A 15,025-nucleotide genomic window follows, 5' to 3' on the forward strand; every position below is an offset into this window, starting at 1 on the left:
GGGGTCGGCGGTTCACCGGGCCTCCGCCGGTTCTGCGTCGCGATCGCCTCCCGGTACAGCTCCGCCGTGGTCTCGGCGGCGCGGGCCCAGGTGAAGCGGGCCAGTACCCGGGCGCGGCCGGCGGCGCCCAGGCGGCGGCGCAGCGCCGGGTCGTCCAGGAGGCGGTCGAGGGCGCCGACCAGCGCGCCGGCGTCCCCCGGCGGCACCGCCAGGCACGTCTCCCCGTCGGGCCCGGCGACCTCCGGGATCGCGCCGCCGGTTGTGGCGACCAGGGCGGTACCGGTGGCCATCGCCTCGGCGGCGGGCAGCGAGAAGCCCTCGTACAGGGACGGCACGCAGGCCACTTCGGAGCTGCGGATCAGGTCGACGAGGTCCGTGTCGCTGATCCCCTTGACGAACTCCACCGCGTCCGCGAGCCCGAAGCCGGCGACGGCCTCGGCGACCGGGCCCTTGTCCGGGCGCTTTCCGACCACCACCAGATGGGCGTCGGGCCGCTGGACACGTAGCTTGGCGAGCGCCTCGACCAGGAAGACCAGGCCCTTGAGCGGTACGTCGGCGCTGGAGGTGGTGACGATCCGCCCGGGCACCTCGGCGACGCCCGGGTCGGGCGAGAACAGCCGCGCGTCCGCTCCGATCGGCACGGTGTGGATGCGCTCCGGCCGCACCCCCAGGTCCTCGGTGATCTCGTCGCGGGACGACCCGGAGACGGTGAGCACCGACGGCAGCCGCCGGGCGACCCGCTTCTGCATGCGGGTGAACCCGTACCAACGGCGGTACGACAGCCGCTGCTTCCAGTCCCGCGCGGCGGCCAGTTCCAGGCGGCGGTCCACGGTGATCGGATGGTGGATGGTGGTGACCAGCGGCAGGCCGAGGCCGAGCAGCCCGTACCCGAGCGTCTGGTTGTCGTGGACGACGTCGAAGTCGGCGCGCCGGGCGGCCAGATGGCGCCGCGCCCGCAGGCTGAAGGTGAGCGGTTCGGGGAACCCGCCGGTCCACATGGTGGCGACTTCCAGCGCGTCGATCCAGTCGCGGTACTCACCGGGGCGGGGCGTACGGAACGGGTCGGGCTCCCGGTACAGGTCCAGGCTGGGCAGCTCGGTGAGGGTCACGCTGCCCCCGGTCGCGGCGTCCGCCGCGTCGAGCACGGGGTACGGCTGCGCGCCGATCACCTCGACGCGGTGGCCGAGCGCGGCCAGTTCGCGGGAGAGGTGCCGCACGTAGACGCCCTGGCCGCCGCAGAAGGGGTTGCCCTTGTAGCTGAGCAGCGCGATCCTCAGCGGCCTGGCCTGTGAGGTCACTCCGGCCCCCTTCTCGCTGCGACAAAGCCGGAGCGTAACCGGTCGCGCTAATCTAGAACAAGTTTCAGACCCGATCGTACAGAACGCGCATCCGCCCGCCACCGTACGGTCCGCCCGGCCCAGGAATGGGACACATGAGTACCGACCCCAAGCCGTCACCCGTGCGGCTGACCGAACGGCAGGAGGCCAGGCGCCGCCGCATCCTGGACGCCAGCACCGTGCTGGCCTGCCGGGGCGGATTCGACGCGGTGCAGATGCGGGAGGTCGCGGAGGTCTCCGGGGTGGCGCTCGGCACCCTCTACCGCTACTTCCCGTCCAAGATCCACCTGCTGGTCGCCACCATGGAGGACCAGCTCGGCCAGCTCCACGAGGCGCTGCGCAACCGCCCGCCCGCCGCCACCACTTCCGGCGAACGCGTTGCCGAGACCCTGCTGCGGGCCTTCCGCGCGCTCCAGCGCGAGCCGCAACTCGCCGACGCGATGGTCCGCGCGCTGATCTTCGCCGACCGCTCGGTGAGCGCGGAGGTCGGCACGGTGTCGCGGCTCACGACGACGATCATCCTCGACGCGATGGAGCCGGTCCCTCCGGGGGCCGCTGCCGGGCTGGCCCCGGCCCCGGCCCCGGACGGGCGGCTGGCGGCGGTCCGCGTGATCGAGCACACCTGGCACGCGGCGCTGGTGAGCTGGCTGGCGGGGCGGGCGTCGGTGGCGCAGGTGACGGCGGACATCCGTACGGTGTGCGGGTTGCTGGACGTGCCGGGGGCGGGGAGCGGGTCCGGGGGTTGAACCGTCCCGCCGCCCCTCACCCGAAGGCCGCCGGCCCGATCCTCAGCGCCCCTGGCAGCGCCCGTCCCGCACACCGCGCGGCAGGCGCCGCGCCACCGGCAGGGTGGGGCGTCCGGACCTACGGGGTGACGGGCTCCGGGGCGGCGGGCGGTCAGGCCCTCGTGCGCGCGTGGCAGGCCTGAAGAGTGGCGGTTTTACTGGTGGTGACAGCACCAGGACCGGACGTGCTCCGGCACGCGCAAACCGGTCGCGTACCGGTGGAGACAGGTGGAGGCCCCCGCTGAGCCAGCACAGCCGCAAGGAACTCGGCGGTTTTCCGCGATCGCGCCGTGAGGGGGCCGATCCGTCGGCGGCGGCGGCCGGGCTGCCGGCCGGGGGGCGCCGCAGGGCGCCGGGGCCGCGGCGCGCGAGGAGGTCCCGCTGCTGTCCGGCGCCACCCGCTGGTCGGTGAACTCGACCTGACGTACGTACGGCCGGCGATCGACGACGGTCCGGGGCAGCGGAGTGGTCGCGCACTTCCCGGCGCCGGGTTCGCGGAGCGAAAAGCAGTCGCACCAACTGACGCTCCCGCCGCACCAGTCGTCATGCATCCCACCGCCCACACGGCGTGGCTTTCTACCGCGTACCCGGTCAACGGGGTTGCTCGACAAGGGGGTTGACTGTCCGCATACGCAAGGACGTGCAGGCATTATGGGGCAATAATGCCCCTCTGCAACCTTGTCTCCGAATTTTCCAGAAACGATCTGGACCCCGCGAGAGCGGAACGGCACACTCGGATCAGCATCAAGAAGGGACACTATGCCGCTCAGAAGCACCGCAACCGCCCGCCAGGAGCGCCTCGGTGCGGAGCTACGGAAAATGCGGGAAGCCGCAGGGATCACCGCCCGCGACACCGCGCGGCTGCTCGGCACCGACCCGGCGAAGGTGAGTCACATCGAGGCGGGCCGGCTCGGCGTGAGCGAGGAGCGTTTACGCCGCCTCGCCGCGTTCTACGAGTGCGGTGACACCGCCCTCATCGACGCGCTCGTCTCCATGGCCAACGGCCAGGGCCGCAAGGGCTGGTGGGAGACGTACCGCGGGGTGGTCCCCGCGGCGCTGCTGGACGTCGCCGAGCTGGAACACCATGCCTTTCATCTCCGCACCATCCAGATCACCCACATGCCGGGCGTGTTCCAGACCGAGGACTACACGCGTACGGTCTTCGGATACGCCATCCCGCCGCTGCCGGACAACGAGCTGGAGGCGCGGGTGGCGCACCGTATGGAACGCTCCGGGGTGCTGTACCGGGAGTCCGCGCCGCCGTACGAGGCACTGATCCACGAGGCGGCGCTGCGCATGCGGTTCGGTGGCGGGAAGGTCGCCAGGTCCCAGCTCGAACACATCCAGGAGCTGAGCCACCTGCCGCAGATCAGTGTGCGCGTCATCCCGTTCGCGGCGGACGGCCACATCGGATCCGGCCACGCGATGCTCTACGCCAGCGGACCCGTCCGCGCGCTCGACACCGTACAGATCGACTCGGCGCACGGCATCAGCTTCCTGCACGCGGCGCCGCAGCTCGCCAACTACCGCGTCCTGTACGACACGCTGGCGGCCGTGGCCCTCGACCGGCCCCGGTCGCGGGACTTCATCCACAGCGTCGCCCGAGACCTCTGACCTCTGACCTCTGAAAGGCCATGCATACATGACCGCGTCCCTGATCTGGCAGAAGTCCACGTACTCGCAGGAGCAAGGCGAGTGCGTCGAGCTGGCCGCACACGGGGGCGCGGTCCTGCTCCGCGAGAGCGACGACCCGACGATCGTGCTGACCACGACGCGGAACAACCTCGCCCGTTTCCTCCAGGGCATCAAACGTGGCCCCCACGGCGTACGGCCGCAGAAATGAGCCTCGGGGCGGCCAGGGCCTGTCCGGCGGATCGTGCCGGACAGGCCCTGGCCGGGGAGAGCACCCCGCAGGTTAAGGTGAGGGGTTCCCCCCGTACCCGGAAAGGCGTCCACCATGCCCTTGCGCCGCCGCGCCGCCCTCCTGGTGGCGGCAGCCTCGACGCTGACCGCGCTGACGACCTCCGTCGCGTCGGCGAGCCCGCCGCCCGCCGGGCTGTACGGCGCCGCGGACCCCACGTACGACGGCGTCTGGCGGCAGAGCTACGCGCTGCTCGCCCTGCACACCGCGGACGTGACCCCGGCGCCGGCGGCGGTCGACTGGCTCACCGCCCAGCAGTGCGCGGACGGCGGCTTCCCTTCCTTCCGCGCGGACACCGCGAAGCCGTGCGCCCCGAAGGCGGAGGACACCAACGCCACCGGCATAGCCGTCCAGGCGCTGGCCGCGCTCGGCGGCCACGGACCGGCCGTGGCGAAGGCCACCGGGTGGCTGAAGGGCGTCCAGAACCCGGACGGCGGCTGGTCGTACAACCCCGGCGGCGCCTCCGACCCCGACTCCACGGCCGTGGTGATCGGCGCGCTGAAGGCAGCGGGCACCGACCCGGGCGGCGCGACCTCGAAAACCGGCCACACCCCGTACGACGCCCTGCGCGGCTTCCAGTTCGGCTGCGCGGCGCGGCCCGCCGAGCGCGGCGCCTTCGGCTACCCGATGAACGGCAAGCTGTCGGTGAACGCCAAGGCCACCGCGGACGCCGTCCGCGGCGCCCGCGGTGCGGGCTTCGTGGTCTCCGCGCCGACCGAGCGGCAGGCCGCCGCCCCGGACTGCGCGACGTCGAAGAACGCCTATGCCACGCTCGGCCCCGACGCCTTTGCGGACGCCGCCGCCGCGTACCTGACCGCGCAGCTCACGGCCGGCGGCGACCACCTCACCGCGCTCACCCCGGGCGCGGACCAGCCGACCCCGGACTACGGGACCACCGCCGACGCGGTCGTCGCGCTCGCCGCGGGCGGCCAACTCGCCCCGGCGCGCGCCGCGTACGCCTGGCTCACCGCCAACTCCGCGACCTGGGCGCACGCCAACCCCGCCGCGCTCTCCCAGCTCGTCCTGGCCGCGTACGCCACCGGCAACGACCCGCGAAAGGCGTCCGGCGCGGACTTCGTACGGCAGCTCACGAACCTGGGCCCGGCGCCGGTCGCCCGGGCCACGGCCTCGGCCTCGCCGACGCGGAGTTCAGCCCCGGCCACGAAGCAGAAGAAGGACGGCGAGGACGGCTCGTCCAGCACCTCGACCTGGCTGATCGTCGGCGTGTTCTTCGTCGCGAGCGTCGGCGTCGGCTTCCTGCTGAGCGGTCGCAAGCGGCAGCGCGGCTGATGCGGGGGCGCAGGCCGCACGACCCGGCGCGCGGTCCGGGCCCCGCAGCCAGTACCGTGCGGCCGGCGGCTCCCGACAGCGCGGTGGGCCGGGCGGAGCCGAACGGCCCGATGGACCGTGCGGAGCCGAACGGCCGGGGCCGCGGCGCACCAACAAGCGGACAACCGAACACCCCGAACAACCCGGCGAACCACGCGGCACCGAACAGCCAGGCAGACCGGAAAGCTCCGAACAGCCCGGCGCGCGGCGCGCGAACCGGCGACCGGCCGCCGGCTCCCGGCGGTGCGGCCGACCGGGCGGTCCGCGCTCGGGCCGCCGTCCGTACCGGGATGACGGCGGGGGTGGCGGCGGCGCTGGCCGCGGCGCTGCTCGCGTTCGCCGCCGCGCCCGCCCAAGCCACCGGGTACCGCTACTGGTCGTACTGGCTGCGGTCCGCGGACGCGTGGACCTACGCCCAGAGCGGCCCGGCCCTCCACACCCCGAAGGACGGCGCCGTGGAGGGGTGGCGGTTCGCGGTCAGCGAGGACGCGGCGGCGAAGGCGGCCCGTCCCCGCGGCACGGCCGACTTCACCGCGATCTGCGCCGGGACGCCCCCGGCGCCGGGCAGGAAGCGGATCGCCCTGCTCATCGACCCCGGTACCACCGCGGACGCCCCCGGCGGCGAGACCCCGCCGGCGGTGCGCACGGCGTGTGCCCGGGTCCCGTCGGACGCCTCCTCGGCGGACGCGCTGGCCGCGGTGGCCCGCCCGCTGCGGTACGACTCCTCGGGCATCCTGTGCGCGATCGGCGGCTACCCGCGCACGGGGTGCGGCGAGCAGGTGGCGGGCAGCGGGGGTACGGGCTCCACGTCCGCCCCGGCGTGCGCGGACCGCACGGACCCGGTCCCGGGCACGGCGGGGGCGGGCGGGACCGCCTCCGCGTCCGCCCGAGCGTGCGCGAACCGTACGGATGAGGCCTCGCCGTCCGACGGCGGCGGCTCGCGCGGCCCTGGCCCGGCGCTCGGCCTCTTCGCGGGGGTCGCGGTCGTCCTCGCGCTCGGGGGAGCCGGCGTGTGGCAGACCCGTCGCCGCCGGTCGTGAACGTGCTGCGGGCTCCGCGCGCCGACCGTTCCCGGGCGCTGCACGCGGGCGCCTGGTGGCTGTGGGCGCTCGGCCTCGCCACGGCCGCGTCCCGGACCACCAACCCCCTGCTGCTCGCGCTGGTCGTCGCCGTCGCCGGGTACGTCGTCGCCGCCCGCCGTACCGACGCGCCCTGGTCGCGCTCGTACGGCGCGTTCCTGCGGCTGGGTTTCGCGGTGCTGGTGATCCGGCTGGCCTTCGCGGTGCTGCTCGGGTCGCCGGTGCCGGGAACGCATGTGGTGGTGACGCTGCCCGAGGTGCCGCTGCCCGGCTGGGCCCAGGGGGTGCGGATCGGTGGGCGGGTCACCGCGGAGGGGCTGGTGTTCGCGCTCCGGGACGGCATGAAGCTGGCCGCGCTGCTGGTGTGCGTGGGCGCGGCCAACGCGCTGGCCAACCCGGCGCGGCTGCTGAAGTCGCTCCCGGGCGCGCTGTACGAGGCGGGGGTCGCGGCGGTGGTGGCGATGACGTTCGCGCCGCACCTGGTCGCGGACGTGGCCCGGCTGCGCGCCGCACGGCGGCTGCGGGGGCGGGACGACCGGGGCGTACGGGCCCTGCTCCAGGTCGGGTTGCCGGTCCTGGAGGGCGCGCTGGAACGGTCGGTGGCGCTGGCGGCGGCGATGGACGCCCGCGGCTACGGTCGTACGGCGCACGTTCCGCCGGGAGTACGGCGGGCCACCGCCGCGCTGACCGTCGGCGGGCTGCTGGGCGTCTGCGCGGGCACGTACGCGCTGCTCTCCGCGAGCGGGGGCCGCTACGGCCTGCCCGTACTGCTGCTCGGCCTCGCCGCGGCACTGGCCGGCCTGCGCCTGGGCGGCCGCCGGTCGGTCCGTACCCGGTACCGGCCCGACCCCTGGGGTCCGCGCGCCTGGCTGGTCTCCGCCTCCGGGGCCGCGGTGGGGGCGCTGATGATCGCGGCCACGCGACTCGACCCGGCGCCGCTGGACCCGCCGGCGTTTCCGCTGACAGCGCCCACGCTGCCGGTGTGGCCGGCGGTGTCGCTGCTGCTGGGCCTGCTGCCGGCGTTCGTGGCGCCGTCACCGGCGTCGGCCGGCGCGAAGGAGGCCGCGCGGTGATCCGCTTCGAGCACGTCTCCGTCCGTTACGAGGGGGCCGCCGCGCCGGCCCTGCACCGGGTCGATCTGACCGTGCCCGAGGGCGAGTTGTGCCTGCTGGTGGGCGGCTCGGGGGTGGGCAAGTCCACGCTGCTGGGGGCCGTGAGCGGACTCGTACCCCACTTCACCGGCGGGCACCTGAGCGGACGCGTCACCGTGGCCGGGAGGGACACCCGTACCCACAAGCCGCGTGAACTCGCCGACGTGGTCGGCACGGTGGGGCAGGACCCGCTCTCCCACTTCGTCACGGACACCGTCGAGGACGAACTCGCCTACGGCATGGAGTCGTTGGGCGTCCCGCCGGAGACGATGCGGCGACGGGTGGAGGAGACCCTCGACCTGCTGGGGCTGACGGAGCTGCGGGACCGGCCGATCGCGACGCTGTCCGGCGGGCAGCGGCAGCGGGTGGCGATCGGGTCCGTGCTGACCGTGCACCCGAAGGTGCTGGTGCTGGACGAGCCGACGTCGGCGCTCGACCCGGGGGCGGCGGAGGAGGTGCTGGCCGTGCTGCAACGGCTGGTGCACGACCTCGGGACGACCGTGTTGATGGCCGAGCACCGGTTGGAGCGGGTCGTGCACTACGCGGACCAGGTGATCCTCCTCCCGTCGCCGGGCGGGCCCCCGCTCGTCGGCCCGCCCGCCGAGATCATGTCGGTCTCCCCCGTCCACCCGCCGGTCGTCACCCTCGGCCGCCTGGCGGGCTGGTCCCCGCTGCCCCTGTCGGTACGCGACGCCCGCCGCCGGGCGGGGCCGCTGCGGGACCGCCTGGCGGACCGGACACCGCGTTCCCCGTCGGCCGCCGTGTCCGGCGCGGAACCGCTCGTCCGCGCCGAGCGGCTGGCAATCCGCAGGGGACGTACCGAGGCTCTGCGCGGGGTCGATCTGACCGTACGGGCGGGCGAGACGGTCGCGTTGATGGGCCGCAACGGCGCGGGCAAGTCCACGCTGCTCGCCGGCCTGGTCGGCCTGCACGCCCCCGCGTCGGGCACGGTCACCGTCGGCGGCGCCGTACCGCACCGCACGCGCCCCGCCGACCTCGTCCGCCGGATCGCCCTCGTCCCCCAGGAGCCGCGGGACCTGCTGTACGCGGACACGGTCGCCGCGGAGTGCGACACCGCGGACCGCGACGCGGGAGCGCCGGCCGGCACCTGCCGTGCCCTGGTCGCCGAACTCCTGCCGGGCATACGGGACGAGGCCCACCCCCGCGATCTGTCCGAGGGCCAGCGCCTCACCCTGGCGCTCGCGATCGTCCTCACCGCCCAGCCGCCGGTGCTCCTGCTCGACGAGCCCACCCGCGGCCTCGACTACGCGGCCAAGTCCCGCCTCGTCACCCACCTGCGCGCGCTGGCCGCCGTCGGCCACGCGATCGTCCTCGCCACCCACGACGTCGAGCTCGCCGCGGAACTCGCCCACCGGGTGGTGATCCTCGCCGACGGCGAGATCGTCGCCGACGGCCCGGCGGCGGAGGTCGTCCTGTCCTCCCCCGCGTTCGCCCCGCAGGTCGCGAAGATACTCGCCCCCGCCCGGTGGCTGACGGTCGGCCAGGTGGCTCGCGCCCTGGAGGGGACGCCGTGAGAGAGCAGCGGGGTCCGGGGCGGGGCGGCTGCGCGCCGGGCGGTCCCGGACCGGGCGGCCCCGGACCGGACGGCTCGGCGCCGGGCAGCCGGGCCGCCGGGCCCGATGCCGGGCACCGACCCGAAACGCCGAACAGGGCCACCCGACCTCCGACCACCACGCCCCGCGACGGCGAACGGCCCGGAACGACGGACGTGGCCGCCGAGTCGGACCGGGTCGGCGGGCCGGACGCCGGCGGGGTGCCGCAGGTGCGGCCCGTGCGGTTGGGGGTGCGGTCGGTCGCGGTGCTGGGACTGGTCTCGGCGATCGGGGTGGCCGCGTTCGGGTGGCCGCTGCTGGCCGTGCACGGGTCGTCGGTGGCGGCGCACAGCGCGGACGCGCCGTGGCTGTTCGCGGCCCTGCTGCCGCTGCTGGTCACCGTGGTGATCGCGACGGTCTCGGACACCGGGATGGACGCGAAGGCGATCGCGATGCTGGGGATGCTGGCGGCGGCTGGGGCCGCGCTGCGGCCGCTGGGTGCGGGGACGGCCGGGATCGAGCCGATGTTCTTCCTGATGGTGCTCTCGGGGCGGGTGCTCGGGCCCGGATTCGGCTTCACGCTCGGCTCGTTGACGATGTTCGCGTCCGCGCTGCTGACCGGCGGGGTGGGGCCGTGGATGCCGTTCCAGATGCTGGCGATGGGGTGGGTGACGATGGGGGCGGGGCTGCTGCCCCGCCCGGACACCCTGCGCGGACGCGGTGAGGCGGCGCTGCTCGCGGGGTACGGCGCGGTGTCCGCCGTCGGCTACGGCACCGTGATGAACCTCCAGGGCTGGCCCTACCTCGGCGACCTCACCTCGAACATCGCCTACGACCCGGACGCCGCCCTCCCCACCAACCTCGCCCGCTTCACCGCCTACTGCCTCACCACCTCGCTCGGCTGGGACCTCCCCCGCGCGGCCCTCACCGCCGTCCTCTCCTTCACCCTGGGTCCCCCGGTCCTCCGCGCGCTGCGCCGCGCGACCCGCCGCGCGGCCTTCTCGGCACCGGTCACGTTCGAGCCGCCGGGCTAGCGTCCACGGCCCCGCTTGCCGGGCTTTCACGGAGTGCGGCGGCGTCGTATCCCGTCGGAGCGAGACCCCAGCCCTCCCAGTCGCATATGCGAAGGTCGGGCGCGCTGGGGTTCGCCCAGCGGAAGTCGCCATGCGCCGTGGACCGTGGCGGCGGTGTGGTGTCGATCGTGACCGGGTAAATCGCTTGCTCCGCCCGGCCCCGCTGCTCCACGATCGGCCACGTGATCGACACCCTGCACCTTCCTCGACCGTCTGGCCACCCCAGGCGAGCATCGCCGACTCGCCGAAGCAGTCGGCTGGGCCGCGGCCTTCGACTGGGAGACCATGCCCGCGTCCCTGGACGGATCGCTGGCCGGTGTGGTCGCCCTTGACGGCAGCCAGGTTGTGGGCATGGGCCGCCTGGTCGGGGACGGCGTCAAGTATTTCTACGTTCAGGATCTCGCCGTACTGCCCGCATACCAGGGTGCGGGAATCGGGACAGCACTACTGCGCCGACTGCTGGACCATGTGGCGTGCACAGCGCCGGCAACAGCGTTCGTCGGACTGTTTGCCACTGATGGTGCCGTCCCGCTCTACCAGCGGGACGGCTTCGCCCCCGGCGACATGACCGGCATGTTCCGCCTGGTCGAGCCGGCCAGGGGCTGACCGAAGCAGTCAGCGTCGACCACTCTCTGGGCGCCGCTTCCGCAACGTGCCCTGACCCGCGAACGCCTGTCCTCGGCGCTGCTGGCGGCCGTGCCGGCGCCACCGGTGACGCCGGCTCGGCACGATCCCGGTGGCCGCTTGTCCCGGGGCTCACCCGGTGCCGCCGCCGGCCCGCGGCCGTCATGGTGTCCTGGCCGTGACCGGCTCCTCGCCCCGTCCCCCCGAGGGTCGGAACCTCATGTTCCCACCCTTTGTACGGGTATGGCGTCCAATCGGCGGCCACCGGTGCGGGGAGCGGCTGCGCGGGACCGGGAGGGATCGGCATAATCGCTCCTGACTACGACTCGACGGACGATGTGCCATGACCGACGCGGGGGACGACGGCGGGAGGGGACCCAGTGGCGCCGCAGCAGGCGGAACAGCCTTACGTGGTCGGTGAGGACGCGGACGGCGGCGCGTCGGACCCTGGCCGGAGCGGCGCCGCTCCGGGCGGCGACCGTTCGGACGGCGGGCAGGACAGCGGTTCGGACAGCGGTTCGGACAGCACCGGCACCGGCGAGATACGGGCGGCCGAGCGGCAGGCGCAACGGGCCGCCGCGATCGCGGTGGCCGAGGGCTTCCATCCACTGCGCATCCGGCCGTACGTGGCCGAGGCGGGAGAACCGGGCGCCGAGGCGGGTGAGCCGGCCGTACGGCCGCTGGTCCCGGCCGACACGGACGGGCCGGTGGCGGCCGGTGCGGAACTCGTGCCTGCGGCGTACTCGGCGTATGAGGCGTATTCGGGCTTCGAGTACCCGCAGGAGGAGCCGGAGGCGGTCTACCCGGAGGCGGAGCACGGTCGGCACCGGCGGCGCAGGCGCGGGATGGTGATCACCGCTGCGGCGGTCGCGGCGTCCGCGCTGGCCGCCGGGGCGGTGACGGTCACCGGGCAGGTGACGGACGACCAGCGGGGCCCGAGCGACCGTGCCCTGCCCGACCGGAGTACGTCCATGCCGGACGTCACCCTGCCCTCGGACGCGGCACCGGCCGGCGGAAAGACGGCGTCCGCCGTCACCCACCGGGCCCTGCCGGTCACCGTCGGCCTCATTCCCAGCGCGTCCCCGTCGCCCGCCGCGTCCCCGACCGCCCCGGCGGCCGGCGCCACGCCCACCCCGGCGCCCACGACCCCGGCCGCCACGAGCGGCACGATCACCCCCCAGTCCGACACCGTCCCCTCCGCCCCGCCGGTCACCACCCCGCCCCCGGCCGAGACCCCCGTCGCCCCGCCCGCCCCCGACCCCCTGCTCCAGCTGGGCGACACCGGCCCCGCGGTCGCCGACCTCCAGCGCCGCCTCGCCGCCTTGTGGGTCTACCACGGCCGGGCCGACGGCGACTTCGACCACAAGGTCGCCGACGCGGTCGCCACCTTCCAGGAGTGGTACGCCGTCCCGGGCGACCTCCCGGGCGTCTACGGCCCCGCCACCCGCGCCACCCTGGAACTGCTGACACCCCTGGCCTGAGGGCCAGACACATCCGCGCCCCGCGGTGTGCCCCGCGGGGGAACGCTGCCCGGCTCGCCCGACTCCGCACCGGCGACGCGAGACCGCGGCCGAAGTGCCCGCACTCCGCGGAGAACCCGCGAGCGCGCAGGCCCCCCGTAGGATCGGGCGGTGCCCACGGAACCCTTCGGCATCGGCCACTTCCAGCTCGTCCTGCTGCGGCGGATGGCCGATCACCAACCCGGGCTGGTCGACGACGCGTTGCGCGAACTCGGGGCGACGCACACGGATCTGCGGGAGGCGCACAAGCGATGGCAGGCGCGGCTGCGCTCCCGGACGTTTCCCGGCGGTGAGCGGCGCTACCGTACGGCGCTGGGCCGGCCCGAGACCGAGCAGGAGCGGCGGATCGGGGATCTGACCTGCCGGGCGCTGCTGTGGCCGGTCCCGCTCTGGCCGGAGCTGCGGTTCGAGGTGCTGTGCGCGCCCGATGGCGGTGCGATCTGGAACGAGTGGCTGGTACGGGCCCCGGACGCGCCCGCGCCCCCACTGCGTACCACCGCCGACCTCACGCCCTGGTCCTGCACGGTCGACGAGGCTGCCCGGGCGTTCCCCCCGGCGACCCCCCTCCCCCCGGACGCCCCCACCCGCTCCCGGCTCGCCCTCACCCCTCGGCCCCCGGGGCCACGCGTCGTCGCCCACTTCACCTGGGGCCTGCTCCAGTACGTCAACCCGGAGCCGTGAGAACCCGCGAAAAAACCTCCGCACCCGCACCCCGGGACCGCGGTCGCAGTTCCCGTCCCCTGTCTCCCGCGGAGGGGCCGCAAACGGGGTAGCGCCCCGCACCCCTCATTTGTATAGTGAAGGAACAAAGTGGTTCCGCCCGCTCACCCTGACCGGCGGGCGGGGCCACTGGCTGTGTCGCCACCGGCCCGCGAGGTTTTCCCGAGGAGCTCCATGCCATCCGTCTTCACCGCACACGCGCTGCTGCTCGACATGGACGGGACGCTGGTGAACTCCGACGCCGTCGTGGAGCGGTGCTGGAGCCGGTGGGCGGGGCGGCACGGGCTGGACCCGGCCGTCGTGCTGCCGACCGTGCACGGACGGCAGGGCCACCTCACGATGGCGGAGTTCCTCCCGGAACGCTCCATGGCGGAGCACCACGCCGAGAACGCCCTCGTGCAGGCCGAGGAGACCGCCGACCTCGACGGCGTGGTCCCGGTGTTGGGCGCCCCCGTCTTCCTCGCGTCGCTGGCGGGCCGCCCGCACGCGCTGGTGACCTCCGCGGGGGAGGCGCTGGCACGGGCCCGGATGGGCGCCGCCGGCCTTCCGCTGCCGCCGGTCCTGGTGACCGCCGAGCGCGTGAGCGCCAGCAAGCCCGACCCGGAAGGCTTCCTCAAGGGCGCCGCGGAACTGGGCTTCGCCCCCGAGGAGTGCCTGGTCTTCGAGGACGCGCAGGTCGGTATCGCCGCCGCCCGGGCGGCCGGGATGCGGGTGGTCGGCGTCGGCCCGCGCGCCGCCGTCCACGCCCCGACCGCCCATGTCGCGTCGCTGGAGGACGTACGGGTGGAGACGACCGCGGACGGCCGCCTGCGCGTCACCGCCGGCTGAGCGGGCGAAACCCCGCCGGGCCCCCCACCGCCCCCGCCACGGCCGGGACCCGGCGCCGAGCCGCGCCGAGCCCCGGCCGCGCTCAACCCGCGACGGCCTCGTACAGGCTGAACCCCGCCAGCACCACCATCACCGCCGCCGCCACCTTCGTGATCAGCGCCAGCGGCACCCGCTTCATCAGCAGCCGCCCGCCGAAGATGCCGAGGCCCGCGACCGCCCACAGCCCCAGCACCGCGCCGAGGCCGACCGAGAACGGGTCGTCGTAGCGCGCGGCCAGGTTCGCGGTCATGATCTGCGTGAGGTCGCCGAACTCGGCGACCAGGATGAGCGTGAATCCGCTGGCCGCGACCTTCCAGAAGCTCTGGTCGGCGGGCGGGCGGACCGCCTCCTCCTCGTCGTCCCCGGAGAACAGCAGCATCGCCGCGCCACCGAGGAAGAGCAGGCCCACCACGCCCTGCACCCAGCGGTGCGGCAGCAGGGTCAGCAGGCTGCCCGCGGCGATGGCGAGCGCCACATGGACGACGAAGGCCGCGGCGACGCCGCAGAAGACGTACGAGGCGCGGTAGCGCGTGCCGAGCATGAGCCCGGCGAGCGCGGTCTTGTCGGGCAGTTCGGCCAGGAAGATCACGCCGAAGACGACGGCGATGACGGTGAGGCTGAGCACGGAAGTCGGGTCCTCGATCGGTCGGGCCGCCGTACCGGGAGAAACCACTCACTTCTGGGGTCGCCTCGGCACAGCAGCGTCGGAACACTGCGGCCGAAGGTCTCGCTGGCGGGCACACACGGTGTGCCGCCTCCGGGCGCCGGCCCGGTGGCGTTCCTACGAACGGGCACCCGGCAGTATGTCGACGGTCCGGCGAAGAGCTACTCCCCTTCTGGTGCGGCCAGTCTACGGGACGCTCGGCGGCGATTCCCCTCGGGCATCCCGCTCACTCACCCCGCGGACCGCCCCGCACCCCGGCCCGCCACCGCGCGAGCCCGTGCCACAGCCCACGCCGTGCCACTCGGGCATCCCGCTCACTCGCTCCGCGGACGGCCTCGTACCTCGGCCGGCCACTGCGCGAGCTCGTGCGTCAGCCCTCTGGTACCAGCCGGGTGATCCGGC

14 protein-coding genes are annotated in these 15,025 nt (G+C 74.8%); 12 read left to right on the plus strand and 2 right to left on the minus strand.

The genetic code is table 11. The annotated features are described in order from the left end of the window. Positions 1–1,298, minus strand: a 1,298-nt coding sequence (locus tag VIW71_RS05760) for a glycosyltransferase family 4 protein (protein WP_331620877.1), incomplete at its 3' end; no start/stop codon positions are given. 134 nt (positions 1,299–1,432) lie between these two features. Here VIW71_RS05760 and VIW71_RS05765 point away from each other — a divergent pair. The 12 genes from VIW71_RS05765 (at position 1,433) to VIW71_RS05820 (ending at position 13,920) form a co-directional block, all read left to right on the plus strand. Beyond that, positions 1,433–2,083 carry a TetR family transcriptional regulator gene (locus VIW71_RS05765; protein ID WP_331620878.1) on the plus strand — a complete coding sequence of 217 codons (651 nt, stop codon included), beginning with the start codon at positions 1,433–1,435 and terminating at the stop codon, positions 2,081–2,083. A 798-nt stretch (positions 2,084–2,881) separates the two neighbouring features. After that, on the plus strand, positions 2,882–3,736 hold the full coding sequence (locus VIW71_RS05770; protein WP_331620879.1) for a helix-turn-helix domain-containing protein: 855 nt from the start codon (positions 2,882–2,884) through the stop codon (positions 3,734–3,736). A gap of 28 nt (positions 3,737–3,764) precedes the next feature. Next, positions 3,765–3,965: a DUF397 domain-containing protein gene (locus VIW71_RS05775; protein WP_331620880.1), complete on the plus strand. Its 201-nt coding sequence runs from the start codon at positions 3,765–3,767 to the stop codon at positions 3,963–3,965. A 114-nt stretch (positions 3,966–4,079) separates the two neighbouring features. Then, positions 4,080–5,333 carry a prenyltransferase/squalene oxidase repeat-containing protein gene (locus tag VIW71_RS05780; protein WP_331620881.1) on the plus strand — a complete coding sequence of 418 codons (1,254 nt, stop codon included), beginning with the start codon at positions 4,080–4,082 and terminating at the stop codon, positions 5,331–5,333. A 329-nt stretch (positions 5,334–5,662) separates the two neighbouring features. Next, complete coding sequence (locus VIW71_RS05785) at positions 5,663–6,412, plus strand: SCO2322 family protein (protein WP_331620882.1); 750 nt, start codon at positions 5,663–5,665, stop codon at positions 6,410–6,412. Then, positions 6,385–7,524, plus strand: a complete 1,140-nt coding sequence (locus VIW71_RS05790; RefSeq protein ID WP_331620883.1) for a CbiQ family ECF transporter T component — start codon at positions 6,385–6,387, stop codon at positions 7,522–7,524. Before VIW71_RS05785 ends, VIW71_RS05790 begins: the two co-directional genes overlap by 28 nt. Beyond that, on the plus strand, positions 7,521–9,137 hold the full coding sequence (locus VIW71_RS05795) for an ABC transporter ATP-binding protein (protein ID WP_331620884.1): 1,617 nt from the start codon (positions 7,521–7,523) through the stop codon (positions 9,135–9,137). The genes VIW71_RS05790 and VIW71_RS05795 overlap by 4 nt, the downstream gene beginning before the upstream one ends. A 194-nt stretch (positions 9,138–9,331) precedes the next feature. Continuing rightward, positions 9,332–10,189: an ECF transporter S component gene (locus VIW71_RS05800; protein WP_331620885.1), complete on the plus strand. Its 858-nt coding sequence runs from the start codon at positions 9,332–9,334 to the stop codon at positions 10,187–10,189. A 252-nt stretch (positions 10,190–10,441) separates the two neighbouring features. Continuing rightward, positions 10,442–10,834, plus strand: coding sequence for a GNAT family N-acetyltransferase (locus VIW71_RS05805; RefSeq protein WP_331620889.1), 393 nt, complete (start codon positions 10,442–10,444; stop codon positions 10,832–10,834). 398 nt (positions 10,835–11,232) lie between these two features. Continuing rightward, positions 11,233–12,333, plus strand: a complete 1,101-nt coding sequence (locus VIW71_RS05810; protein ID WP_331620886.1) for a peptidoglycan-binding domain-containing protein — start codon at positions 11,233–11,235, stop codon at positions 12,331–12,333. 150 nt (positions 12,334–12,483) lie between these two features. Continuing rightward, complete coding sequence (locus VIW71_RS05815; RefSeq protein WP_414720671.1) at positions 12,484–13,053, plus strand: hypothetical protein; 570 nt, start codon at positions 12,484–12,486, stop codon at positions 13,051–13,053. Between the two features lie 213 nt (positions 13,054–13,266). Continuing rightward, on the plus strand, positions 13,267–13,920 hold the full coding sequence (locus VIW71_RS05820) for an HAD-IA family hydrolase (RefSeq protein ID WP_331620887.1): 654 nt from the start codon (positions 13,267–13,269) through the stop codon (positions 13,918–13,920). An 82-nt stretch (positions 13,921–14,002) separates the two neighbouring features. Here the strand turns inward: VIW71_RS05820 and VIW71_RS05825 are convergent, their stop codons facing one another. Then, complete coding sequence (locus tag VIW71_RS05825; RefSeq protein WP_331620888.1) at positions 14,003–14,584, minus strand: TMEM165/GDT1 family protein; 582 nt, start codon at positions 14,582–14,584, stop codon at positions 14,003–14,005. Positions 14,585–15,025 lie beyond the last annotated feature (441 nt).

This window comes from Streptomyces sp., assembly GCF_036524955.1.
In the GTDB taxonomy this organism is placed as follows: domain Bacteria; phylum Actinomycetota; class Actinomycetes; order Streptomycetales; family Streptomycetaceae; genus Actinacidiphila.